12 protein-coding genes, 1 tRNA gene and 1 pseudogene are annotated in these 25,749 nt (G+C 57.7%); 6 read left to right on the forward strand and 8 right to left on the reverse strand.

Features of this window, described 5'->3' with window-relative positions; translation table 11 throughout:
* Positions 1 to 638 precede the first annotated feature (638 nt).
* The 3 genes from AC24YW_RS32945 to AC24YW_RS32955 all read left to right on the forward strand — a co-directional run bounded on the left by AC24YW_RS32945 (position 639) and on the right by AC24YW_RS32955 (position 4,464).
* A complete protein-coding gene (locus AC24YW_RS32945; protein ID WP_172787764.1) occupies positions 639 to 3,311 on the forward strand; it encodes a PAS domain S-box protein in 2,673 nt (890 codons plus the stop codon).
* Positions 3,308 to 3,991 carry a response regulator transcription factor gene (locus tag AC24YW_RS32950; protein WP_172787765.1) on the forward strand — a complete coding sequence of 228 codons (684 nt, stop codon included), beginning with the start codon at positions 3,308 to 3,310 and terminating at the stop codon, positions 3,989 to 3,991. Before AC24YW_RS32945 ends, AC24YW_RS32950 begins: the two co-directional genes overlap by 4 nt.
* 86 nt (positions 3,992 to 4,077) lie before the next feature.
* Entirely contained in the window at positions 4,078 to 4,464 is a 387-nt protein-coding gene (locus tag AC24YW_RS32955) for a response regulator transcription factor (protein WP_246708936.1), read from the forward strand.
* Between the two features lie 847 nt (positions 4,465 to 5,311).
* On the opposite strand, the gene AC24YW_RS32960 is transcribed toward AC24YW_RS32955, so the two are convergent.
* From AC24YW_RS32960 to glmS, 3 genes are all read right to left on the reverse strand, one after another.
* Positions 5,312 to 6,136 carry an Effector protein NopP gene (locus AC24YW_RS32960; protein WP_487486590.1) on the reverse strand — a complete coding sequence of 275 codons (825 nt, stop codon included), beginning with the start codon at positions 6,134 to 6,136 and terminating at the stop codon, positions 5,312 to 5,314.
* A 143-nt stretch (positions 6,137 to 6,279) separates the two neighbouring features.
* A complete protein-coding gene (locus tag AC24YW_RS32965; protein WP_487486591.1) occupies positions 6,280 to 6,516 on the reverse strand; it encodes a hypothetical protein in 237 nt (78 codons plus the stop codon).
* A 284-nt stretch (positions 6,517 to 6,800) separates the two neighbouring features.
* Entirely contained in the window at positions 6,801 to 8,627 is a 1,827-nt protein-coding gene (gene glmS / locus AC24YW_RS32970) for a glutamine--fructose-6-phosphate transaminase (isomerizing) (RefSeq protein ID WP_487486592.1), read from the reverse strand.
* A 1,226-nt stretch (positions 8,628 to 9,853) separates the two neighbouring features.
* Between glmS and gmd the strand changes: the two genes are divergently transcribed.
* Both gmd and AC24YW_RS32980 read left to right on the forward strand, forming a co-directional pair.
* Positions 9,854 to 10,939, forward strand: coding sequence for a GDP-mannose 4,6-dehydratase (gmd, locus tag AC24YW_RS32975; RefSeq protein ID WP_487486593.1), 1,086 nt, complete (start codon positions 9,854 to 9,856; stop codon positions 10,937 to 10,939).
* Positions 10,920 to 11,918: a GDP-L-fucose synthase family protein gene (locus AC24YW_RS32980; protein WP_487486594.1), complete on the forward strand. Its 999-nt coding sequence runs from the start codon at positions 10,920 to 10,922 to the stop codon at positions 11,916 to 11,918. The genes gmd and AC24YW_RS32980 overlap by 20 nt, the downstream gene beginning before the upstream one ends.
* 308 nt (positions 11,919 to 12,226) lie before the next feature.
* On the opposite strand, the gene AC24YW_RS32985 is transcribed toward AC24YW_RS32980, so the two are convergent.
* From AC24YW_RS32985 to panB, 3 genes and pseudogenes are all read right to left on the reverse strand, one after another.
* Entirely contained in the window at positions 12,227 to 15,325 is a 3,099-nt protein-coding gene (locus tag AC24YW_RS32985; protein ID WP_487486595.1) for an efflux RND transporter permease subunit, read from the reverse strand.
* A 673-nt stretch (positions 15,326 to 15,998) separates the two neighbouring features.
* Positions 15,999 to 16,860: pseudogene (gene panC, locus AC24YW_RS32990) on the reverse strand (pantoate--beta-alanine ligase).
* A 13-nt stretch (positions 16,861 to 16,873) separates the two neighbouring features.
* Positions 16,874 to 17,746, reverse strand: a complete 873-nt coding sequence (gene panB / locus AC24YW_RS32995; RefSeq protein WP_487486596.1) for a 3-methyl-2-oxobutanoate hydroxymethyltransferase — start codon at positions 17,744 to 17,746, stop codon at positions 16,874 to 16,876.
* Positions 17,747 to 23,379: 5,633 nt separating this feature from the next.
* Between panB and AC24YW_RS33000 the strand changes: the two genes are divergently transcribed.
* Positions 23,380 to 25,035: a recombinase family protein gene (locus AC24YW_RS33000; RefSeq protein ID WP_487486644.1), complete on the forward strand. Its 1,656-nt coding sequence runs from the start codon at positions 23,380 to 23,382 to the stop codon at positions 25,033 to 25,035.
* Here the strand turns inward: AC24YW_RS33000 and AC24YW_RS33005 are convergent.
* Both AC24YW_RS33005 and AC24YW_RS33010 read right to left on the reverse strand, forming a co-directional pair.
* A tRNA-Met gene (locus AC24YW_RS33005) sits at positions 24,992 to 25,068 on the reverse strand. The genes AC24YW_RS33000 and AC24YW_RS33005 overlap by 44 nt on opposite strands.
* A 306-nt stretch (positions 25,069 to 25,374) precedes the next feature.
* Positions 25,375 to 25,728: a hypothetical protein gene (locus tag AC24YW_RS33010; protein WP_487486597.1), complete on the reverse strand. Its 354-nt coding sequence runs from the start codon at positions 25,726 to 25,728 to the stop codon at positions 25,375 to 25,377.
* Positions 25,729 to 25,749 lie beyond the last annotated feature (21 nt).

The following is a 25,749-nucleotide window of genomic DNA, read 5'->3' on the forward strand; positions in this document are numbered from 1 at the left end:
CGCGGCCGGGCAGGTCCTCCTGAAAAGCACGCGATCAAAGAAATAGCGGCTTCTTCAGGGTGGGTTTCGCTGGAATCCAGCGCCGCATGACACCGAACCGACGGTGCCGTGGGCGGCTCGCCGCAGTTCAGATGGAGGTATCCTTGACCGAGCAGCTAGGCGCGATGGCCCAATCGCACCGGTAGCACTCGCGCAACTTTTCGTTCCTGTCTCGGCACATGAAGGTTGTGCTTTCCTTCGCAGACTGTGCCGGGGGCGGCCGCTTGTTTCTGTTCTTTGCCGGTTCGGAGGCGCGCCTGATCGTTTAGCTTCAACCTCTCGGCTGAACTAGATCCTCGGTCCTCGGTCCGGGGGGCGTAAGGAGGGCGCATCGGGGCAGGCTCGAACGAATGCCGGGAGGGCTATCGGCAGGGGCGGAAAGTCAGAAATTTCAGCTTCGAGTGCTGCACGTCAGCGGCACCTCTTCGAAAGTTTAGGACAACTATACGCATGTTTATAATGCGTTTTTTCCCCGCACGTGCTGAGTTCGGCAGCAGGTGATCAATCTCGGGCACGCTCGACCCAAGCGACGAGGATTGCCCCATTTTTGCCTAAAATGCTATAGCTCTCCCGCCGGAGACAGGCCGGACGGTCTCAAAATGTCTATCCAGATAAGCAGTCTTAAACGTTCAGCCCCTCAGTTGACCTTCGGCGGCATAACGCTAGCCGCTGTTACATTAAGTTGCGTATACCTCAATGCCCATTTCGCCGCGACGGCGTTCGCCTATTTGTTAGTAGTCTTGCTATTTTCATTGATGGGCAGCTTCATCGCGTCGTCCGCGCTTTGCATCATGGCAATCGCTGCTCTCGCATACTACTTTGCGCCGCCGGCGTTTAGCCTGCAAATCGATGACTCCCGCGATCTTCCAGTGGTTGTCGCATTCTTTCTTGTCTCCATTGTAGGAACGTACCTGATCGGAAAGCTCCGCCAGGAAAGAGAGGCTGCGCGTGTAGCTGCGGTCAAGCTTCAGCGCAGCGCGGCGGATTTGGAGGATCGTGAAAAACGGTGGCGAGCAATCTTCGAGCACAATCCGGCCATGTACTTCATGCTCGATAAAGCCGGCACTGTCCTTAACGTCAATACATTCGGCGCGACACAACTCGGCTATGCTCCTGCAGATCTGATCGGCCACTCCGTACTCGGCATATTTCTTGAGGAGGATCGCGCATTCGTTCACAACTGCATTCGGGCGTGCCTTGAGGATATTGGACAATCGCGCACGTGGGACGTCCAGAAAGTCAGGAAGGACGGCTCCGTGTTGTGGGTACGTGAAAACGCCAAAGCCATGCTTTGGGCGGACGACCGGCCCATTGTCCTTATCGCCTGCGAAGATGTCACGGAGCGAAAGCGGACCGAACTCGCCCTGCAGCGGAGCGAAGCACATTTGGCTCAAGCGCAGGAGTTGAGTCATACAGGCAGCTTCAGCTGGAACGCCACCACTGGCGAGGCATTCTGGTCAAAGGAAACATTTCGGATTTTCCAATTAGATCCTCAAACGATCCCCTCGCCGCAGCTTGTCGTTGATCGCACTCACCCAGATGATAGGGCTTCGGTTAAAGAAGTTATCGATGGAGCGATGCGAGACTTGAGCGGTTTCGAGCACGAGTATCGATTGCTGCTACCAGACGGCTCTGTGAAGCACATCCGTGCTAAGGCACGGCTCACGAGAAGCGCTTCTGGTGAAATCGAGTTTGTTGGGGCAGCTACCGATATTACGGCAGCGAGGAGGGCAGAACAGCAGTTGCGTCGCAGCGAGGCCTATCTGGCCGAGGCCCAGCATCTCACCCACACAGGCAGCTGGTCCTGGGACGTCCACGGGCTAGATTTCGTTTATCGGTCCGCGGAAGTTGACCGATTGTTCGGCTTTGACCCACAAGAGCCGGTATCGATAGAGACCATTCGCTCGCGCATCCATCCGGAAGACTTGCCACGGTTACAGGAGGTGCAGCGCCAGGCGAGAGAAAAGGAGCAGGAGCGGTTCGAATATGATTTCCGTATCCTTCTGCCAGATGGCAGGACAAGGCGCATACACTCGGTTGCGCATGTTGTCGCCGCTAGTGATGGTAAGGTCAGCGAGCTGATCGGAACACATATGGATGTCACCGATCAACACGCAGCTAGGGAACGCCTGGAAAACACGCTTGTCGCGCTGCGCGAAAGCGAACAGCGCTTTCGCGACTACGCCGAGACAGCTTCCGACTGGCTCTGGGAGACCGGTCCAGATCATCGGGTGACCCGCTTATCCGAGCACACCAGCACTGCAGGAATTTTGGCCACTGGATTGATGGACCTGCCTCGCTGGGAGATTGCGTGCGACGTCGAAGAGGAGCCCGAAAAGTGGCGGCAACATCGGGCGACGTTGCAGGCGCGTCAGCCGTTTCGGGATCTCGTCTACCGTACCGTGAATCGGATGGGATCTCCGATCTACGTCCGCACGAGTGGCAAGCCTTTCTTCGACGGAAACGGTAATTTTCTGGGCTACCGTGGCGTCAGCACTGACATCACAGCCATTATTCGCGCCGATCAGACCGAACAAGACCTGCGAAAGGCACAGGCGGAGCTTGCCCATGTGACGCGTGTAACGACGTTAGGAGAACTGACAACCTCCATCGCCCACGAGATAAACCAGCCACTCGCCGCTATTCTCACCAACGCCGATGCGTGCCTCGGATGGATGGCTCGCGAAACTCCTGATCTTGCCGAAGCGCGCGCTTCAGTGGAATGGATCATCGAAGACGCGATCCGTGCAAGCGAGGTGATCCGTAGTGTTCGCGCACTCGCGAAGAAAGGCGAGATTGAGATGGTGCCGCTCGACATTAATGATGTCGTCAGGGACGTCGTCGCGCTGGTAACACGAGAGCTGGTGAGCCACCGGGTGACGTTGCGAACCGAGTTAACGGCCGTTCTGCCTAGGATCCTCGGGGACCGAATTCAGCTACAACAGGTGATCATCAATCTGGTAATGAACGGAATCGAGGCGATGGACGCAATTACAGACCGGCCGCGCGAACTTCTGATTCAATCATCCAAGGACGATCTGGGGCGCGTGCAGCTTGCCGTGGCCGATTGCGGCGTCGGGATCGCTGAGAAGGACGCTGACCACGTGTTGGACCCCTTCTTCACCACCAAGTCGAGTGGCCTTGGAATGGGACTTTCGATCTGCCGATCTATCGTGGAAGCTCACGGAGGGAGGCTATCGCTTCTTCATAAAGATGAACCGGGCGCGACCTTTCAGTTTTTCTTGCCAGTGCATAAGGAGGCCCTCCAGTGACAGGACCGTTTGACTCGCCAAGTGAGGGGAGCAATGCCGAGGCCTCGACGAAGGCGATCGTCTTTGTCGTTGAGGATGACATCTCGGTGCGCCGCTCGCTTACTAACCTTTTCCGCCAGGTAGGATTGGAGGTCGTTGCGTTCGGATCGGCCCGGGAAATGCTGCAGAGCACAATTCCCGACGTCACAAGCTGTTTAGTTCTTGATGTCCGGCTGCCAGGCCTCAGCGGCCTTGACTACCAGACCGAGCTGGCCAGGCTGAACATACACATCCCGATCATTTTCATCACCGGTCATGGCGACATTCCCATGACCGTCAGGGCCATGAAGGGAGGTGCGGTCGATTTTCTCAGCAAGCCGTTCCGCGATCAGGAATTGCTCGATGCCGTGGTTGCGGCGACCGAACGCGATCGCAAGAGGCGGGAAACTCAGCGAACCGTCACGAACTTGCAGTCTCTATTTGGGACCTTAAGCCCGCGAGAGCAGGCGGTGATGAAACTGGTCACGGCCGGCCTGATGAACAAGCAGGTAGCCGCCGAACTTGGGCTTGCCGAAATCACCGTCAAGATCTACCGGGGTCACGTCATGAAAAAGATGCGTGCCCGGTCGCTGGCCGAGCTGATCAGGATGAGCGAGACGCTGGGACTTCGTGCAAATCATCCTGAACAAACGCAAGTATGATTTTACAGTTTCATCTCTCCAGCCCATTTTCGCCGAAGGTGGCTAACACTTTGGCAGCCACTGTTCCTGCGTCAGGAGAGCTCATCTTGCCCACGCCTTTGATTTCCGTCGTTGACGACGACGCCTCAGTCCGTGCGGCGACAGGGAACCTCTTGAAATCGCGTGGCTACGTCGTGCAGATATTTGCGTCGGCCGAGGCGCTCCTGCGGTCGCCGCAGTTGAACGAGATATCCTGTGTCATTACCGATGTGCAGATGTCGGCCATGAGCGGGCTGGAGCTGCTGGCGCAAATGCGGACGCGTGGCTACGAAGCACCATTCATTTTCATTACAGCGTTCCCCAGCGAGCGAGTGCGCACGTCAGCCCTGGAGGCGGGCGCAATTGGCTTCCTCGCCAAACCATTTGGCGGACAAGAGTTACTTAAGTGCCTCGACAACGCACTGAAGGCATATAGCGCCCGAGGCGGTATCTGATTCCAACCTGCAGCTTGAGTTGATGTCCGATCTAAAAGCTCGTGGGCAACAATCAAGTCGGCTGGCAACGTTCTCAGTTCGAACCCCGGCTTACTCCAAATATGCTACGGCCAGCAATTTCTTGCGCCTCCAGGCTTTACGGATTTGGGCGGCTGCAGAACAGACTATCCTGCGAGAGACGCTGGCACCGGCTCATTCCACGCCTACGCTCATGGTAATACAGAGCCGTCGTTGCGCCTAAGCCCTTCTTAGCTCCATCTGGAGCGAGGTTATTTATTCCATTGCAGAGCGGAGTTGCCCGCGTGCGCCCGGCACGCACGAGATTGGCTATGCTCAGCCCTACCGCGGTGACGACGAGAATGGAGCTTCGCTTGTAGCCCCTCATGTCTTACGCACCGCTTCTCTGGTGAGAGTGTTCTGCACGATCCTCGTGCTCACCAGATCCTTACGTCCGTTGAGCGGGCCCGGGTCGTCCATTGGGCAGCCGCTTCGCTGTACATTGTTGCGACCGACTCTCGTCCGGCGTCCACGCCATTATTTCTTCGCAAGCTTCAACTGCAGAAGACTTGTGGTTCAAGCCCGTCCAACGTGCTCGGCGCCACCCGTCCCGCCCCCCGGTTGGCGGGGGGCAGAACAGGTCGTCGCCGCAGGCGGGCATTCTCAGCAATAGGCTTATTCAATAGGCCCCTAATTTCGCAGGCGCGAACAGTCAGCAACTGCTCAGCCAAGGAGAATTGAGGAGAGAGCATTCTGAGCTAAGCACGGTACTCTGGCTAACCGCCGCCCGCCGCACGGAAGTGCGGAGCAGGCTAGATCACCAGGGGCCTAATGCCCGGTGATTCCATGGTCACATGAAATCATCTTCATAATCGTATGTTGGAGCACTCGCTGGCATCTCGATTTTACGATCTTGGCTGTCGTCAGCTTTGCGAAGATACCGCGAAGCGGTGCCTTCTCGCTGCCACTTGCCCTCGCCATTCCTCACCCACTTGTCTGACCTCGCTGGGTCTAGGACCATGTTATCGGCGTCAACCTCCACGAACCCCATCTTTGCAGCACGGGCTCTTGCCTCCGGATTCGCCGGACGCAAATTTAGCAGTGGCCGCTCACCGGCGATTCCAAGTTGATGCTCGAGCAGAATATCGCCAGCGTTCTCGACAAGCGGATGAACGACCTGAAGATCTACAGTAGCAGTCGTCCCAGATCGGCCGGGAAACAGCTCCTGCCAGTTTTCGACCTCGAAATTCGTCATGCTGTCGCCCCCTTCCATTCGTAGAAGGCCGACACTCTCGCTTCCTAATTGATAGCTGAAGTATCGCGCGTTATCAGAATCTGAAGCTGTTCCATATTTCTGTGCAAGCTCTGCAGTTCGTGCCGCTTTCCGAGAGACGAAGTCCGAATATTCATGTGGGTTATCGGCGATTTTCCTGATTTCGTCGCTGTGATAGCCCTGTGCCGCCATTCTGAACGACCGCTTATCGAGCTCTACGATAGGCGGGCTTGAATCAAGCCAATAGGGCCGTGTTGTCGAAGACGAAGTGCCGCTGGAGTTTGACGGGGCTAAACGCAGCCGCCGAAACGCATCCGCGAAACTGTCTGCGTCATTTTGCTCATCAGTCTCGTCAAGGGGAGAGGATGTGAAATAGGACGAGCCATTGATCCGATTATACATGCAATTGGTGCTCCGGTCGGGCATGAATTTCCACGTCTGGTTCAGGCTTGCTAGGCCCTGCGGCGCAGATAGGGACTCAGGCTTACGAGAATCTGACGTGATGCTGCCGGCCGCCCTCACGTTAGCTGACGCAGGGCCTGCTTCTAGTGGAACGTGGCGCGCTTGCGCATTGATTCACTAGGTTGAATGAGAAGCGAGCAGTGCGAGGATCCTCCTCCGTTGGAACGGTCGATCCACGATTCACTGGCGATGCCAATTGGATCCTTTGCATCGATCGCGATACTGGGCAGAAGCGCATTGTAGAGCGCGCGCTTCATGACGGCAGCATCGCGACCCGTCCAATCCCAGCATACGGTTTGGAGCATCATCAGGCCAATCAAGGTGGAACTCTTGGCTCTTGTGGCGGATTGCAAATGGCTCCTGAACGGCTTCGCCAGCACCTTGCAGGCCGACAGGCACCCAAAGCCGCCTATAGGGTGGCCGATCCTACTACACTGAGGCGGGCTGACCGTAGCATCGCTCGAGGTTGCGAGACCCCACGGCAGCTACCAGCGACTCCGGATTGGGAACTTTTCGAGATCCATGACCCACCAACCGAGGAAAGGAGCCGCAAACCGAACGCGTCGGCGCCGAAACCTGACGCCTCGATAGCAACACTGCAGTCTCATTCCACAGTGACGGATTTCGCGAGATTGCGCGGCTGATCCACGTCCGCGCCGCTTATGAGGCCGGTATGGTAAGCCAAGAGCTGGACCGGAATAGCATAGACCATCGGCGTAAAGCTTGCGACCATTGTTGGCAGAACGATGGTCACGAGCGTGTCCACCGTCGCTTCCGAAGCGCCCTTCGCATCGGTGATCAGGATGATCTTGCCGCCGCGAGCCGCCACTTCTTGCATGTTCGAAATGGTCTTCTCGAAAACGCCATCGTAAGGCGCGATCACCACCACAGGCATAGCCTCATCGACCAGTGCGATCGGCCCGTGCTTAAGCTCGCCGGCGGCGTAACCTTCTGAGTGGATATACGAAATTTCCTTCAGCTTGAGCGCGCCCTCCAACGCCAGCGGAGCCGATGTGCCACGACCGAGGTAGAGTGCCGCCCTCGCGCGGGCGATATAGCGCGCGAGCTTCTCAATTTGCGGCTCGACTAACAAGGCCGCAGCGACCAACCGCGGCACTTCGATGAGCTCTTGCACGAGCTTCGATTCATCGATTTCAGACAGCTTACCTCGCTCTCTCCCTGCTGCGATGGCAAGCACCGCCAGTACCATCAGCTGGCAGATAAATGCCTTGGTGGAAGCGACGCCGATCTCCGGCCCAGCCAGCGTCGGCAGAACGGATTCGCTCTCGCGCGCAATCGTCGACGTCGGGACATTAACTACAGATATCGTATGCAGGCCCTGGCCCTTGGCGTATCGCAACGCAGCTAGTGTGTCGGCCGTCTCGCCCGATTGCGAGATGACGATCGCGAGATCGCCCCGGCGCAGAGGCGCCTCCCGATATCGAAACTCAGAGGCTACATCTATCTCCACAGACAAGCGCCCCAGCCGTTCGAACCAGTATTTGGCGATGTGCCCGGCGTAGCTTGCGGTACCGCACGCAGTAATTGAAATGCGCTGAATGGAATTGAAGTCGAAGGGCAATGCGAGCGGCAGCGCTACCCGCTTGGCCGCCTCATCAAGATAATGCGCCAATGTCTGCGCGACCACTGTCGGCTGCTCGTGGATTTCTTTAGCCATGAAGTGGCGATAATTAGCCTTTTCCGCAAGGAGAGACGACACAGCAAACTTTGATGTTTCCCGTCGGACGACACAGCCGTCTGCACCATAGATCGCGCACGTCGCGCGCGTAAGCACGGCCCAGTCACCGTCCTCAAGATAGGTAATGGTATTGGTCAGAGGCGCGAGCGCGATCGCATCAGATCCTAGATACACTTCGCCGTTACCATGTCCGATCGCAAGAGGCGACCCCTTGCACGCACCGATTAAAAGATCGTCGTGGTCCTTGAAAAGGAATGCCAACGCGAAGGCACCGCGCAAGCGCGGCAACGACGCCTGCACCGCATCCTGCGGTGAGTAGCCGTTTTTGAGGTAGAACTCGACGAGATGCACCACAACCTCGGTGTCCGTCTCTGAGTAAAACTCGGCTCCACTTCGTTCCAGCTCCGCTCGCAGCTCGCGGAAATTCTCAATGATCCCATTATGAACGACCGCGACATTTTCCGTCGCATGCGGATGAGCATTGCTCTCGGTCGGCTTTCCATGAGTCGCCCAGCGGGTGTGACCGATGCCGCTTTGACCCACAGGGGGACTATAGCGCAACTGCTCCTCAAGGTTTCTCAGCTTACCTTGAGCGCGGCGGCGCTCGATACGGAGACCTTCGAGAGTCGCGAGACCCGCTGAGTCGTAGCCACGATATTCCAGTCGCCTGAGTGACGCGACCAGCTTCTCAACGACCGGACCACGTCCCAAAATGCCAATAATTCCACACATATCAATCCATGCAGCCCAACTTCGAGGAGTCTGGCGTCCGCGCTATAGGAGCCCGTGATAGAACTCGCTTGCCCGACAACAACGGGGTTCAAGTTCGAATCTTCCGCGGGCGCCTTTATCGCATCTGCATTCGCCCGCGTGATTTAGATCTTTTTCCAGCCATCGGCTTCATTTCTTCCTTTAGCTAGCTATTCGAATAGACGCTGCGATGGTGTCGCCAACGCCGTGACCGCCTCGACGAGAGCCGAACGTGCAGTTGCGCCTGCGCGCCGACATCCAGCTCGGCACAAACAGACTCACCCGAACTCATGAGCCATCTCGCGCGCCCCTTCTAAGTTTCCAAAACAATGAGCAGCGATACCGCCCCCCGCGATGAAGTTGATGCGCAACAACTCAGTCTATGCGTCTCAGGATCGGGTCGAGAGCGGTCACGTTTGGTCTCGGCTTCTCTCCGCCTCAGACAGAAAAAGAACGCTGCCCACATCCTCTACATGGTCTGCTGGTGATATACCTGCGCGGCGGCTCTAGCTTGAATTGTCTAGTTCTCCTCAGAACGAATTTCCGGCGCGGGCTCAAGACACTTGTCATACTCGGATTGAGGCAACTTACGTTCGGTCAAGATTAGAGGATCGGCGTCGAAGCTCCATTGTACTAACGTAAACTTTCGATATCGAAATGTTCGACGGTCTATACCAACGTTTGCCAGCCCTTCTCATTTGTTTTACGTCGGCTGTGCATCGCCTGCTGCAAACCAGCTATTTGGGACCGGCGGGGACTATAGTTGTTATGCCGACCGTTAAGACTGAGTCTCCTATTTGGAAGCCGCAACCCGCAGCTCCTCCGCCTCCCTGAGAGCGCGCGGATGCATACATGCGCGTGAGGATAGATAAGGCTCACAGATGGACGACATCTGTCTCATTTGGAAATATAGCCAGCCGGAAAGCGCCCCGAGCGGGCGCACCAGCGCTTACAATTCATCTCACCTGCCTAGGATCATCACCGTTGCGACGTCGCCTGAGTTTCATCCCCTTAAGATCAATGTGTTGGCAGGTCCACCTATAAATCAACGTATATGGTGTTGTATTCTTTCATGAGGTGTATGACAGGGGCTAACGATCGCGCTCCTTTAGTGAGATTGGCGCGCGCGTGCCCATCTAGATTTTCGGGAAGCGACTACGCAATGGCTTTTCATAGCGAACTCTTTTGGCGCAAGTAAGCGAGACATCATGGTGGCTCACAATTCAAACCGGCGCGTCGCGATGATTACTGGTGTCACCGGGCAAGATGGCGCATATCTCGCCCAGCATTTGATCGGTCTCGGTTACACCGTGCATGGGGTCAAGCGCCGGTCGTCTTCCTTCAACACCGCGCGCGTCGATCATCTTTACAAGGACCCGCATGCCGCCGATGTGCCGTTCTTAATGCACTATGGAGACATGACCGATTCGTCCAACCTGATCCGGCTTGTGCAGCAGATTCGGCCGACCGAAATCTACAATCTCGCCGCACAGAGCCACGTCCACGTCAGTTTCGAGAGTCCGGAATACACCGCCAATGCTGACGCGATCGGTGTGCTGCGCCTGTTGGAAGCTATCCGCATTCTCGGCATGGAAAAGGAGACGCGCTTCTACCAAGCCTCGACCTCCGAGCTTTACGGCCTCGTGCAAGAGGTGCCACAGACAGAAACCACGCCATTCTATCCGCGTTCGCCCTATGGCGTCGCCAAGCTCTATGGCTACTGGATTACGGTGAATTACCGTGAGGCCTACGGTATGTTCGCGAGCAACGGCATCCTGTTCAATCATGAGAGTCCCACCCGCGGCGAGACTTTCGTCACCCGAAAAATCACCCGCGCCGTCGCCGCCATCGAGGTCGGCCTCGAGGACAAGCTCTATCTCGGAAATCTCGAGGCCAAGCGCGACTGGGGCCATGCCCGTGACTACGTCGAAGGCATGCACAGGATCCTGCAGGTGGACGAGCCCGGTGACTTCGTGCTTGCGACCGGCCAGACGCGGTCTGTCCGCGAGTTCGTCGAGCTGGCGTTTGCCGAGGTCGGGCGCAGCATCGTATGGCGTGGCAAGGGCGTCGAGGAGGTCGGCATTGATAAGGCTTCTGGCAAGACCCTGGTACAGGTCGATCCCACCTATTTCCGTCCAACCGAAGTCGATCTCCTGATCGGGGACACCAGCAAGGCGCGCGCGAAACTCGGCTGGGCGCCGAAAACGTCGTTCTCGCAAATGGTGAAGGAAATGGTCGCCAGCGATCTCGTCCAAGCCAGACAGGACGCAGCAAATGGCAATCGCGGCGTTTGAGCTGAAAGGCAAGACCGTTTTCGTCGGCGGCCATCGCGGCATGGTCGGCGCGGCGCTGATGCGCCGACTGGCACGCGAGCAGGTGGATCTCTTGACGGTGTCACGAAGCGAGCTTGACCTGCGTGACCAAGCCGCGGTGACTGCCTGGTTTGCAGCGAAGAGGCCGCAGGCCGTGTTCCTCGCCGCAGCCAAGGTCGGCGGTATAGTCGCCAACAACACCCTGCGCGCAGAGTTTCTCCACGACAACCTCGCAATATCGAGCAACGTGATCCAGGCAGCCCATGCCAACAGATGCGAGAAGCTGATGTTCTTCGGCTCCTCCTGCATCTATCCGCGCCTGGCGCCGCAGCCGCTGCGAGAGGACTCGATGCTGACCGGCCCGCTGGAGCCGACCAACGAGCCCTATGCAATCGCCAAGATCGCGGGCATCAAGATGGCCGAGGCGTATCGCAGCCAGTACGGCGCCGATTTCATCAGCGTGATGCCGACCAATCTATACGGGCCTGGCGACAATTATCACCCCGAATACAGCCACGTCATGGCCGCGCTGATCCGCCGCTTCCACGAGGCCAAGATTGCGGGCGGAAGCAACGTCGTGGTGTGGGGTACCGGCAAGCCGCGCCGCGAATTTCTCTACGTCGACGATCTCGCCGACGCCTGCATCCATTTGATGAAGACCTACTCCTCGCCAGAACCGGTCAATATCGGCACCGGCGAGGACATCAGCATCGCCGAGTTATCACTCATGGTTGCCGCCGCCGTCGGCTTTCGCGGTGAGATCAGCTTCGACACGTCGCGCCCCGACGGAACGCCGCGCAAGCTGCTCGACGTCAGTCGGCTATCTGGGCTCGGCTGGCGCGCCACCACCTCGCTCAAGGAGGGCATTCAGCTGGCATACCGGGCGTTTCGCATCGAGAGCGATCGACGGCACAAGAGTGATCGGCTTGTTCTCGAGAAGGAAGCCTGCATCACGGATTAGAGCAATCCCACCAACGATCCGAATGGCGGGCCGAGCCATTCACGATGATTGGTAAATCCACCTATTTATCAAGAGAGCATCAACTGTCTTTTGCCCCCTCCGGTGGGTCGAGCTTGGTTCCGAAGCCGTGAATATCCGGCGCCGCTTCGCCTACCAGCCAGCAGCGGACCACCGAAGTATTCTTCTCCGAGCAGAAGCTCCCAGCTTGGCACCAAGTGCGCGAAGATCTCGACGTCCCAGGAAACTTGAAGCGGTCCTAGGCTCCTTCGCGCGCACCACGAAGCAAACCCACATCTATTTGATGGTCATTACCTGGCCATCTCGGCATCAGCAGCGCCGGTGAAGTCGAGCTCGGCTAGGCTCGCACGGTCGGCGCTCGCGTCGTCACGGTGATCGGACGCGATCGCGACGTAAAGCGCTGGGAGAACGAACAGCGTGATCAGAGTGCCGACAGACATGCCGGCGGCGAGGACGAGCCCGATCGAGAAGCGGCTCGCCGCTCCAGCTCCCGTTGCAGTCAACAAGGGGATGAAGCCCGTGACCATCGCCGCCGTAGTCATCAATATTGGGCGCAATCGGACGCGCGCCGCCATCTCTATAGCCGAGCGACGGTCAAATCTCTCCTTGAGCTGCAGCTCATTGGCGAACTCAACCATCAGGATGCCGTGCTTAGAAATCAACCCGACAAGTGTCAACAGTCCAACCTGGGTGTAGATGTTCATGGTCGCCCAGCCAAAGAACGGCGGAATCAACGCGCCGACAATTGCCATCGGCACGCTGATCATGATTATGAGCGGATCGCGCAGACTTTCGAACTGAGCCGAAAGCACCAAGAATATGATGATGAGTGCAAATGCAAATGTAATGGCCAGTTGATTACCCTCCTGCACATACTGGCGCGCGTCGGCCAGGAAGTCGTGGCTGAATCCTGCCGGTAGTTTCTTCGCCTCGGCTTCCAGGAAATCCACAGCCTGTTCGATCGTGACGCCGGGCATCGGCACTGCCTGAAAAGTCGCGCAATTGAGCTGGTTGTAGTGGGTGAGCGCGTTCGGATCGGTGGCGGTCTCGATGGAGACTACGGTAGACAGTGGAAGCATTGAGCCTGTCGCGTTCTTTACGTAATAGCTCCCGATTGCTTGCGGCACCAGACGTTCCCCTCGGGGAACCTGCGGGATCACCTGGTATGAGCGGCCCTGCAAATTGAAGCGGTTCACATAGTTTCCCCCCAGTAATGTGGCAAGCGCATTCCCGATGGTCTGCATGGTTATGCCAAGCTCGTTAGCCTTGGATCGATCGACCTTGATTCGTACCACCGGCTGGTTGAACTCCAGGTCGGAGTCGCTCACCATGAACAGGCCGCTCTTACGCGCCGCATCCTTCAGCTTTGACATCTGCTCATAGATGGATTGGAAGCCGAGGGTCGAATTGATCACCATCTGCACTGGTAGCCCGTCCGAACCGCCCGGAAGCGGAGGCAAGCTAAAGGCAAACGCGTTGATGCCTTCGATTTTTGACAGCTCGGCCTGGACGAGGGACTTTAGTACAATCGATGATCGCGTGCGCTCGTCCCAGGGCTTGAGCAGCATGCCCGCGAGGCCACTCTGCTGGCCGCTAACGCCATTGAGCACGAAGCTCAAGTCAGTCTCTGGAAATTTCTGGAACGCGTTTTCGAGCCTGGTGCCGTAATAGTCGAGGTAGTCGATGTTGGCGTATTTCGGCGCCTTCGTTAAAGCGAATACGATCCCTTGATCCTCCTCGGGGGCGAGCTCTTTGGAAGTGTGCATATAGAGAAAGCCGACGAGGCCAAGCATGGTTAGCGCAAACAGGCCCGTAACCGGTCGATAGTCAAGCGAGCGGTCGAGCTTGCGGCCGTACCACTGTGTCATGGCGGCGAACCCACGGTTCACAAATCGTGCAAACCGTCCCCCCTCGTCGCGCTTCAGGAGGAGCGAGCACATCATCGGCGATAGCGTCAAAGCGATCACGCCCGAGACGATCACCGCTCCAGCTAGCGTAAACGCGAACTCGCGGAACAGCGCACCGGTGAGGCCGCCCAGAAATCCGATTGGGGCATACACCGCAGCCAAAGTAATCGTCATCGAGACAATGGGGCCGACGATCTCGCGCGCTCCCGCTGTGGCAGCCCTTCGCGGCGTTGCACCTTCTTCTAAATGGCGGTGAATGTTCTCTACCACCACTATCGCGTCGTCGACTACGAGACCGATAGCGAGTACCATTGCAAGGAGGGTCAAGAGATTGAATGAAAACCCCAGCACGAGCATCATGCTGCAGACACCCACGAGCGACAACGGAATAGTGACAACAGGAATGATGACCGAGCGCAGCGAGGCCAGGAACAGGAAGATCACGACCACAACGACCACGACGGCCTCAATGAGCGTCTTCTCAACTTCATCGATCGATGATTGAATAAATTTGGTGGAGTCGTAGGCTACTTTCATTCTCAATGACGGCGGCAGGTTACGCTCGATTTCTGGAAACAGCCCTCGAACGCCTCGCGCTATGTTTAGAGGATTTCCTTGCGGGCTCGCCTGCACGCCGACAAAGACCGCGTGCTCGCCATTCATCGCGACACTAACGTCAGCAGTCTGCGCGGCAAGCTCCACTACCGCAATGTCCTCCACGCGCACAAAGCCACCGTCATTGGCCTTCACGATCATGCGCTTGAAATCTTCGACACTCCGCAGATCCGTGTTTGCCGTGACATCGAAGATAGTGAAATAGCCCTTGGTCTGCCCCGCCGCGGCCTGGAAGTTGTTAGCGGCGATTGCAGCCGAAACCTCAGCCGGCGACACGCCGTACCCAGCCATTTTCGCACTATCGAGCCATAGCCGCATCGCAAAATTCTGGCCGCCGAGAATGTCTGCCGCTGCAACGCCGTCGACCGTTGAGATAACCGGTTGCACAACGCGTGAGAGATAGTCGGAGATCGCACTTGCCGCCAGTTCCTCGCTGGAGAAGGCGATGTACATGACAGCAGTCTTCTGACCCGTCGACTTCGTAACAACTGGATCGCTTGATTCCTTTGGGATCAGGTGTTTGACTGAGTTGACCTTGGAGAGCACCTCCGTGAGCGCTTCGTTGGGATCAAAATTGAGCTTTATGTAGACTTTGATGGTCGAAGTACCAAGCACAGACGAGGAACTAATGTAGTCAACCCCCTCGGCGGACGCGACAGCCTGCTCCAGGGGAGAGGTGATGAACCCCTGGATCATGTCGGCAGAAGCGCCAGGATAGGACGTCGTGATATTGACGACCGTATTAGATAGCTTGGGATATTGCCGGATCGGCAGTACGGTGGCCGCGCGCAAGCCGATCAGCAAAATCAAGGAACTGACGACGATAGACAATACCGGACGTTTGATGAAAAGCTCGGTAAATGCCATATCGACTCATGTATCAAGAGTGGGATGCAGATTCGCCGCAACTTATAAAGCGGCAATGATCACCAATGCTGCGGCTGTGCTAGCCCCCGGTACGAGGGACGCGCTATTGGCTACTCTAAGAGCTCACGTGCTCGCGGGTGCGGACGCACTATCCTTCGCTTCCATGTTCGTCGCTCGAGTGAATGTTATTCCGCTGCTCTGATGGCTCAATCCCCATCTCGATGATCGGCGCCTGCTATAAAGCCCCTGTCTTCTCAGCCGGAGGTCCTGACTCCAGATGTTCGTCGTAACGACTGATTGGAGCTTAACGAATTATAGCAAGGCAGCAGCTCAGGTTTCGCACTGACCCGCAGACCAATGATTGAGGTTCGACGTCGAAAGTACACGCGACGTGACGGGTGCTCAACTCTACAAAGGTAAATGGGTGATATAGCCTGAGCTATAGAGCACTATACGAAGGTTTGTCGAATTGATCGCTGATCGCCGTAGAGCAAATCTGGTGATGTTGCCAGACACAAAGTTTTAGGTCCCACAATATTCCATACGCACCGGCTACCTATCCTCGCTAAGTCGCTAAACAAAGTCGCGTTGGAGTTGGCCCTTCGCTGCCAGCTCGACGCGCCTTTCGGAGGTGCTTTGAGCATTTCTTGCCACTCAATATGCTGCGCGCGGTTTAGCTACGCATTTCGCTACCGAGTTGGCAACCCAGTAAGACGTTGTCGATCAGACGCGTTGAGCCAACGTAGGCTGCCGCACAAAGCGCCGCGGGGCGCCGCAGTGGACTATCGGCGGTTTTGAGCGTGTCACCGTCGACAAGTTCAAGATACTGCAATCTGTCAACTGCCTCTAAATGCCCCTTGGCGACCGCAATCAGCATTTCTACGTTGCGCTCTCCCGAGCGAAATTCGTCGAGCGCGGCGGATAGTCCCCGGTTGATCGCAAGGGCCCGCTGACGCTCTTCTTTGCTGAGATAGCGGTTGCGGCTGCTCATTGCGAGCCCATCGCGTTCGCGAACGGTTGGTACAGTGACCATCTCGATCGGGAGATTGAGATCAATCACCATGCGACGCACGACTGCGCATTGCTGAAAATCCTTCTGCCCAAAAAATACGACATCGGGCTGCACCATGTTGAACAACTTGCATACGACGGTCGCCACACCGCGAAAATGCCCAGGCCTGAAGACTCCGCACAGAGGTTTGGCGAGGTCGCCCGGTTCAACGAAGGTTTCGAAATGGCTCCTATAAACTTCCTGTGTATCCGGCGCGAAGAGGAACACCGCCATCACGGCACAGTTCCTCATCACGTAGAAAGTCGCGCGGATAGCTGCTGAGATCCTCGTTTGGTCCGAACTGAGTGGGGTTGACGAAGATGCTGACGACCGTGAGGTCGCATTGCGCCTGGCTCGCTGCGATCAGCGCCATGTGGCCATCGTGAAGATAGCCCATTGTCGGCACCAATCCGACCCGTCGATTGGCGCCGCGGGATTTAGCGAGAGTACGGCGAAGTTCAGCGACCGTCGTGATTGTTTGCATGTGTAGCTCTATATCAAGTTGGGTTGGACGGCGCCCAGGTGGCAATTGACTCTCCGACGTCTTCGGGAAGCCTATAGGACTCTTGCGGTCCCGGGAATGCACCACCGCGGACATCCGCGGCCCAGCGCGAGAGCGCATCATGCAAATGCTGAAAGCCTTCTGCATAGGCGCGAACGAATTTGGGGCGATGACCTCCAGTGAGGCCCAGTACGTCGTGAAACACGAGCACCTGGCCTGAACAGTCCGGGCCGGCGCCGATCCCGATTGTCGGTATTGTCAAGGACTTGGTCGCTCGAGCAGCAAGCTCGGCCGGAATGCCCTCCAAGACCAAGGCGAAACAGCCGGCCTCCTGCAGAAGGTGAGCATCATCGAGCAAACGCAACGCTTCATCCGCTTTCCGACCCTGCACTTTGAAGCCGCCCATCACGTTGACGCTCTGAGGCATAAGACCGAGATGACCCATCACAGGAATGTCGCAATCGACAAGCGCCCGTACTATCTCGATTCTCTTGCCACCGCCCTCGAGTTTCACTGCAGCTGCGCCTCGCTGCAGGAATCCGCCAGCATTGCGTATCGTTTCCTCGACGCTGACGTGGAAGCTTAGAAACGGCATATCGGCGACGAGTAAAGCACGAGGCTTGCTACGTACCACCGCATCCAGATGATGGTTCATCATCGCAACGCTCACTGGAAGCGTATTTTCGAATCCAAGGCAAACGTTACCCACACTGTCACCGACAAGAATGATGTCGACGGACGGATCCGCGATACGCGCCGCAACCGCGTCGTAGGCAGTCGTCATGACGAGACGCCGACCGTCCTGCTTCCACCGCTGCAGCATGGGAATTGTGATGCGATCGGTCGGCTTCTCCGAAACGTGGCTCATTTGGACCTCAGTTCGATTTTGCAGGTGCGAATGTGGCAAAGCTTGAACTTCGGTTAACTCGTCAACGACTCCGAAGTCATAGCTATCCACAGCGACGAAATGATCGAATATGTCGGGTGATCAGCAGTCTAGTTGCTGCGAAACGCAGGTGAACCTCTTCGGCTTTAGCTTAACTGACTGCGTCCCGGAGTTCTTGTTGCGGATGTTTACGAACTCCTTGGTGGAGGGCCGCTGCGAGATAAGGGGGTGGATCGAGGGCTGATGGAGCCGTGGTAATGAAGATTGCCTCCGTCTCATGCTTCGCGGCGTATACTGTTCTCGTTTGAAGAAATTCAGCCTTCCGCGCAAACGGTACTTCCTAGGGAGCGGGGAAGAAAATTGTCAACTTGCACAAGAGAAAAAGAAATCGACGGCTCAAAAATGGCCCGGGAATGGATGAAAATCCTTTTGGTTGCGCCATCATCGCCGCGAGACTTTCTTCGCTTGTCTGTTAGTAATGCAGGCGTGCGTCGGCTTCCGCCGATTCGCCTACCGGCTGCCTCTGTAGGCAAGCGATCCGGTCTGCTCTAGAGCAGCTCACGGGCTGGATCGACGATGCGCAGTGTAGAATGCCTTGAGGTCCGCCAAGGTGCGCAATACTGCGGCCTGACAAGATCGCATTTCCAAGCACCGCAGCAGCAGATCTCGGTCGCTAAAGAGCCCCAATAGAACTTGGTGCCGATTTACTCGAGGCCGAGGCGTTCGCCCGCTTTAGCGGGAAGCAAAGGTTCGTAGCGGGGTCCGTTGTCGGTCCTGACTTGCTGGTCTTGACGCCGACGCTTGTGGCGTCCTCGCCTTGAGGACGGCCGCGGCGCAGCCCTGACGATCGCTCTTCATCGCCTTGCTGGAGGTATTGAGGCATCCTCGATTCAGATGTCGACATAATCCTGGCCAGGTTCTTCGCCGCGTACCTGCAGGCTGCTCTTTCAACCGGCCGGCACAGTTATACTTGCCCAGCTTTTTGATATCGATGTGTCAGCTCACGGGATGTTCACGTTCATAGCGCCGCACCGGTTCGGCCGGATCAAGCTGCGCAATCGGCATAGCGCGGTCGTCGCACTCCGACTTCGGCGCATGTGGCAGGCAGAGTTTGGCTCGGCGTTCAAAGAAACCTTGTAGAGCGATCACGCTATTGACACCTGCCCTTGCGGAACGCCTGACCCACTTGGCGACGGACTTGGCCCGAATTGCAGCGCGGTTGGCCTTTGTCAGGCTCTCACGCTCGGGACCATGGCTTCCCGATCTCTCGGCGTCAGAGCCGCATCCTTATGCGTGCCTATCAATTCTCCAGGAGTGGGCTAAAGCTTCGCTAACTCCAGCTTCCTCGTTCACGACCTGTTGGACAACCTACCGAGAGCTCACACTAGGGGGCTCACAGACATGCTACCCGAACCGGCTGACACTCATGCGCCCCCTCTAAAAGCGCGCGTATGCGCGCAGCGATCTGCCGTGCTTCCTTCGGCCGCAGGTTGGGTTTCATGCAATCGAGTATGGTTAGCATGGCCTGGACTTCGTCCATGTTCAATGTGGCGACCTTGCGATCTGATAGTCCCAGAGACTGATCGGAGGCACGGACCTGCTTGGCTACAAGCACCGCAAGCGCTTGCGACCGCAGGGTGGTGATATGCCGCTCCAATATATGCATTTTTGGCCTGTAGCTGCCTTGGGCATGGTGTCGCAAGCGCTGGCGGCCAACCCGGTCACAAGGACTGGGGCTGGCCACCTTTGCTCCCATGAGGCTCAAATTCTCAAGGGTGACTAAGTTATATCTGCGAGAAGTAATGAAGGGCACCTACCAAAATAGGTCGGCCCCATCTCATCGTCGCCCCTCTAAACTGGGCCTTTGCCTTAAAGCGATTGGAGACACCAGCATGACCAGACACGTGGGCGTAGATAGAAAACAGTGCATAAAAGACAATGTCAGGCCGAACGCACATGAGAGGCGCAAGAATGTTGGCAGGGCAAGTCCAGACGAAGCGCGATAGAATGAGAAGATTATCCGAGACCTTGAAAGCCGCGACAGGAAGTACCGCGTTGAAGAATCGACGACGCTGCGGGCGTCGTCGTTGCCACACGTGGCGGACACAATTGCATCAAGACAACAGCGCACCGGACTAAGCCAAAGCACTCTCCTTTCCCTTCCTGAGTGTTGGCGAAAATTGATCGGAAGCAGTGTGGGTGCGACTCGGCGCCGTTTGGTTGCGCTGGAGCAGACGCTGTCCCTACCCCGCCCGGACTCCTTGTTGAACTAGCAGAACATAAATCAGCACTTTTTCGCCACGCATGCAGTTGGCAACGCTTTCCCTGCCACCCAGCTAACTGCTCCAAACTGAGCTTTAAGCGGCGGCAAGAAGCTGATTGCTTGCAAAAACGATCGAAATCGAGAGGAGAACTAACCTGCGAGTTGTGAGCATTGCGGACGCGACTCGGCGCCTGGCAGCCTGGGGGCATCATGAGGCACCACTCTGCCGCATCCGCAATGCAATGAGCTTAACGGAAGCGTGACTCGGCGCATGGTGGTCCTTCAGCTCATGCGCTGTCCCTGCCAAGCCCCGTTAAACCCAACGCTTTTTTATCGGGGCTGGCTTACCGAAAGCTGACAGACCTGCGCAATCAAATAATGAAGGCGAGCATGTGGCGCGGGCCGCTTGCCGCTGGCAGCGATATCGCCGTTACGCCTCAGATCAGCAATTCGGCGCGCTTGCGATGAGCGGCAACCGCATTGGGACCACGCGCCGGATTGACACTCAACCAATCCACCGCGCGTTTAATGACTGATCGCCGTATGACTTCACGCCCCCTGGCTCGTGGGCTCTTCGATGCAGGATTGGCCATTCGGATTGCGCACACTTGCTTTCGAATTCGAATACCTCGCGCCGTTACCGGCTCGTGCTCCACGCTGGGTTCGCGTGTGGAGGACGATTGGGTTTCGATTCGTCAAAATGCTTAATGAGCTCGTCAGCCTACCTCCCTGTCAGGCGCGAAAATTAGACGCAATTAGCGAGTTCGAGAGAAAGAGCGCGGATGCGACTCGGCGCCGATGTCCACCAGGGAGGGTGGATAAATGCGCAATCTGTCGCATCCGCTTCGCCGGAACGCTGGGGGCGACATGACTCGGCACCCCCCATTGGAGGAAGGAAGGCGCTGTCCCTATCACGTACCGCTGGCTCAGTAGTCAGCCTCGGGGGATCACAAGGCTAACCCACCCGGCTTTCCCGTGAGGCCCGCCGCCTCAGGGTACAGTGGGACTTTAGAGAGAGAGTGGGCTCGGGTAACCTACCAGCATTGGTAGTCATGCACAGCACGGCGGCGCGAATGAGCAAGCACGCCGCGTTGAACTACCTTGCATGAAGGCAGCAGGCTTCGCGGGGTTCGGCGGTATCGGTCGCTCCGTAACGCCGTTATCCAGAGCGTCTTTGCGTATAAGCACTGGAGCTCCCTCACTACACCGCGGCCTTTGTCCCCGATATAGCTCCGGGCGCTGTTCGCCATTCTGGCGAAGGTCTCGTAGCCCAGCGCTTCTACGCTGCCCTTGCTTTGCGAGAGACCAAGGTATGGCCAGCACGGCTTGCGGCGGCGAGCGTTGGCTTCCAGGCGTTTGTCCCTCGGGCTAGCGTCTGCGGCAGGCTTCCTGCCGTTTTTGGAGCGCAGTTGCGCGATAAAGTTCGCGCCGAACAGCTCGATGTCGGGCAGAGGTTGATTTTGTAGAGGCGCAAGCGTCTGCATGCTCTTCTTTCACCAAGCATCGGTCAATTCATTCTCTCGCGAGCGACCAAACGGCTTGCGTTCCCAAAATGAAGCCACACGAGCAACGCAATGACGGCTGTGCGTGCCGCAGTGCAGTCGCGCCTCTGGCGTACAGTGAGCGCGTGGCTCCGAATTCCCGCAGGATCTTTCGCGATGGATCCCCGAGAACGCGCGGCCTCAACCTGTGAGGCTGCGGGCGATCAGCGTTGATGTTATTTGTGCTCAGCATAGCATTGAATTCGCGTCTGCCGGTTCCTCAACGGCGTGCCACCATTTTGCTTCGCCGAGACTCGGCGGAACAACTCGCAACATCGAAGAGTGCGAATGTGCGGGATCGGCTGCGCAAATACGTGCGGAAGAGAAGTGCTGCCGCCGTCGTTGAGCGGCGTGCCATGATCTGTTCGGCGAAGACGATCGAAAAGGACCCTGTAGCTGCGCAATGATCAGATAGGCATTTGATTTACGCGCTTGCCTCTTCGCTCTCGCCAAAAACTGCGATGTCTCGTACGCGCGGTAAAGATCCGTCGCCTGCCGAACCGCAATCGGCGGCGTTTCGCGGCACCAGGATAATTCGGCCTTCTCTGCAGAGAAGGCGCCAATCGACGTCTCTGATCCAGATTAGAGAAACCGTCCATTGGTGACAAATGCGATCTCAGCGGCGCTCGACATGGGGCAGCCGCCTCGACTCATGCTGACGCTTGCCAGGGAACGTGTCCGCCGGCTTATGCAGCAGATCGCGAGAACATCGCAAGGTTCTGGCTCACAGCAATCGACGGTCAGGATCGGGCATGGCTCACCCATTGGTGTGTTGAGGTATTCCGAGCCCAGAAGGTTTAGAGTTAAAGGGGAGGCAGCGCGGGCCGGCTCTCCGCGCTGTTCAAAGCTCTGAAACCGCCAACTCCGCGCTGCCAGCGGAGTTAAATGACGATGTGACTCGGCGCTCGTCAAAGAGGCCCTCGGAAAGCGCTGTCCCTATCACGTGCGCCACTAACTTCGCTCGCCAGCGCCGCGGTACTGCAACGCTGCCACCTCGCACCCTTGGGCGGCTGCCCGGGGCGCCCTGCGTTTTATCGCCGAGACGTCCCGCAAGGCACCTGCCAGATTTGGTCGGCTGAGCTGGCTTGCGAGGGAGAAACTGACGCGTTGTGCCGACCACCCCTGCCCCCGCACCCAATCCTGAAGCCGCTTATCGCGAGGGGGCAATGAGCTTCTGGCTTGTTCACCCTAGCCACGGATCCGATTCCCGACTTCAGCATCATTGGAGCGCACCTGGAGACAAAGACGCAATATCCAGGCCATAGGTCGAGCCATAGCAGTATGTCTGAACGTTGCGAGAACGGCGAAGGCCATTTCCCCTCGCGAGGTAGACCTGCCTAAGGACGGTTGAACCATCCACCGCCTCCTCGCCCACGGTCTAGCTAAGTACTCCAATCGGCGGAACTGGTGGCGAATTCGACGGCGGAAATAGAGCCCTGTGGCGAAGCCCGGGATTTCCACTTCGGTCTTGGCTAAATGGAGAGGTTGTGCGGTTCCTAGCAGTATCAGTTCCATGCAACGCCGTTCGCTCGTATCTTTTTCTTCGCCTGGGCATCCGATTGCACGACGAGCTCATGGAGGGCGTTACACTTGGTCATGATCCGAGCAAGGATGCTCGAGATGATCAGTTCGCCCCACGTCGTCTTGTCGACTGGCGCCAGCGCAGGTGCGTGCACCTCGTTGAGCTGCGCGATAACCTAGAGGTTCGATCGTGGGGGAGGCCGATTGCAAATTTTCCTTGCCGACGAATCCAGACAAGGCGATCTTACGTCTCGCGCGAGTACTTGCCCGTGTGGCCGCGAGGGAGGATCATGAAAGACAGCTCATCGATCGAAACGAGGAAAAGAGCGACGATCTATGCTCGATTCTCAACCGATCTTCAGAACGAGCGATCGATTGAGGATCAGCTTTCACTTTGTCAAAGCTATGCCGAGCGTGAAGGATTAATTGTTATCAGTACCCATGAAGATCGGGCTCGTTCGGGCGGGTCTGTCATGGGCCGCGAAGGCCTGCTACAGATGTTGGACCAGGCGCGGGAAAGATCCTTTGACGTAGTGATCGTCGAAGCGCTCGATCGCCTCTCTCGCGACATGGAAGATCTGGCTGGCATTCATAAACGGCTGTCATTTCTCGGGATCGAGATCCGGGCGGTCCACGAGGGCGTCGTTAACACTGTGCTGGTGGGCCTTCGCGGCTTGGTCGGACAACTTTATCGCGAGGACAATGCGCACAAGGTGCGTCGCGGCCAAGCGGGGCGGGTTAAGCAAGGTTTGGCTGGTGGCGGCCTGACGTACGGATACGCAGCGGTCCCTGGAAGAGGTGGTGAACGAGTGGTTGTCGAGGCCGAGGCACAAGTGATCCGGCGCATTTTTCAGGAATACGTGGACGGCCGTACGCCTCGGGAAATCGCGCATGATCTCAACAACGAGGGGGTATCTCCTCCGCGGGGACGAGGTTGGAATGCGTCAACAATCAATGGCAATCATGAGAGGGGCGCCGGCATTCTACTAAACGAACTTTATGTGGGGCGCCTTGTCTGGAACAAGGTCAGGATGGTGAAGGACCCCGACTCGGGAAAACGCCTGTCGCGACCTAATCCGAAGAGTGACTGGCAGATGGCTGAAGTGCCGCATCTTGCAATTGTCAATCCAGAGCTATTCACGGCTGCTCAGCAACGCAAGGAAGAGCGCGGTCACATCCACCCCAGCCACCAACGTCGGCCTCGTCGGATGCTATCCGGACTGCTCCGGTGCGGCTCATGCGGTTCGGGTATGGCAACCAATGGACGCGATAAGTCAGGGCGCACTCGTATTCGCTGCTCCGCGTCGAAAGAGAGCGGCACATGTTCTGATGCAAAGACCTTTTATCTAGATGCGGTCGAGAGTGCAGTCCTCAGCGGGCTCAGGGCCGAACTGCGTGCACCGAAGGTGTTTTCGGAATACGTACGAACGTATCTGGAGGAGCGGAAGCGCCTCCTAGCTACATCACAGGCAAAGCGACACCGCCTCGAGCAGCAGCTAGGGCAGTTGACTCGAGAAATCGAACGACTGGTCGATGCGATCGCGAAGGGACATGGCAATCCGTCTGTTCTCGGGCCGCGATCGACTGCCTTAGATGCCGAACGAAAGCGGATATCTGAGGAGTTGCAAAGCGAACCACCCGCCCCGAACGAAATTGCGCTGCATCCGGCCATCCTAAAACGATATGAGGAGCAACTCGGTCGGCTTGAAGAAGCAGTGGGTAAAGGTGTCAGTGCGGGCGACGGAGAGGCCGCGGAAGCCATTAGAGACTTGGTCGAGACGGTCACCGTGCTCCGCCAACCGGGACGCCCAGGTGGTTTAGCCGTCGAGATAGCAGGCCGGCTGAACTCCCTGCTCGGCGAAAAGGCCTATCCAAATAAAGTCAAAGGAGTGTGGGGAAAGGTGGTAGCGGGGGAGGGACTCGAACCCCCGACCCCAGGATTATGATTCCCGTGCTCTAACCAGCTGAGCTACCCCGCCACAGGGATCGCGGCGGCAACTGAGGCCGATCTCGCGAACGCGCGGCATATAAGGAAGGGGGCGGGGGTAAGTCAAGCAAAGTGGCCCGCCTTTTTCCGCCCTTGCCGAGGCCAGGGCGGGATGAGCCGCCTTGCGAATGCGGCCTCTTTTCAATGAGTTCGTCATGGCCGGGCTTGTCCCGCCTGCGCGGCCGAAGCCGCTTCGGCGAGGCGAAGGCCCGGCCATCCACGCCCTTCTTCGCTCGTCCAAGAACGTGGATGCCCGGGACGAGCCCGGGCATGACGGAAGCTGGGGACGCGGAACGCGCTATTTCGGCCGCACGTTGGGGTCGCCGCCGGGGGTGCCGGGGGGCGGGATCACCGGGGTGTTGGCGCCGGTGCTGGGCGCGGGGGCGTGCATATCGGGGTCGACGCCCGAGGGCGGGCAGAGCACGCCGTCCGTCTTGGCGAGCTTGTCGCCGAGCGGTTCCCGGGACTGGCCGGTGGTGGTGCCGTCGGGATTGGTGGCCAGCCGATCGGATGGGGCACAGCCGGCGGCGCGTTGCGGGGATGGCGGCGCGGTCGCTTGCGGCGGCGTCGCCGGGGCGGGCGGGGCCTGCGCGATCGCCGGGGCGGAGGCGGCGATCAGGAGGCCCGCGAGAATGAGGTTTGTCGTGCGCATGGGAGGCAAACGCGCGCGCGA

This window comes from Bradyrhizobium sp. USDA3516 (genome assembly GCF_057651995.1).

Coding starts and splice junctions, on each gene's coding strand:
- AC24YW_RS32945 (WP_172787764.1), top strand. CDS start 639: ATGTCTATCCAGATAAGCAGTCTTAAACGTTCAGCCCCTCAGTTGACC.
- AC24YW_RS32960 (WP_487486590.1), bottom strand. CDS start 6,136: ATGTATAATCGGATCAATGGCTCGTCCTATTTCACATCCTCTCCCCTT.
- glmS (WP_487486592.1), bottom strand. CDS start 8,627: ATGTGTGGAATTATTGGCATTTTGGGACGTGGTCCGGTCGTTGAGAAG.
- gmd (WP_487486593.1), top strand. CDS start 9,854: ATGGTGGCTCACAATTCAAACCGGCGCGTCGCGATGATTACTGGTGTC.
- AC24YW_RS32980 (WP_487486594.1), top strand. CDS start 10,920: ATGGCAATCGCGGCGTTTGAGCTGAAAGGCAAGACCGTTTTCGTCGGC.
- AC24YW_RS32985 (WP_487486595.1), bottom strand. CDS start 15,325: ATGGCATTTACCGAGCTTTTCATCAAACGTCCGGTATTGTCTATCGTC.
- panB (WP_487486596.1), bottom strand. CDS start 17,746: ATGAGCCACGTTTCGGAGAAGCCGACCGATCGCATCACAATTCCCATG.
- AC24YW_RS33000 (WP_487486644.1), top strand. CDS start 23,380: ATGAAAGACAGCTCATCGATCGAAACGAGGAAAAGAGCGACGATCTAT.
- AC24YW_RS33010 (WP_487486597.1), bottom strand. CDS start 25,728: ATGCGCACGACAAACCTCATTCTCGCGGGCCTCCTGATCGCCGCCTCC.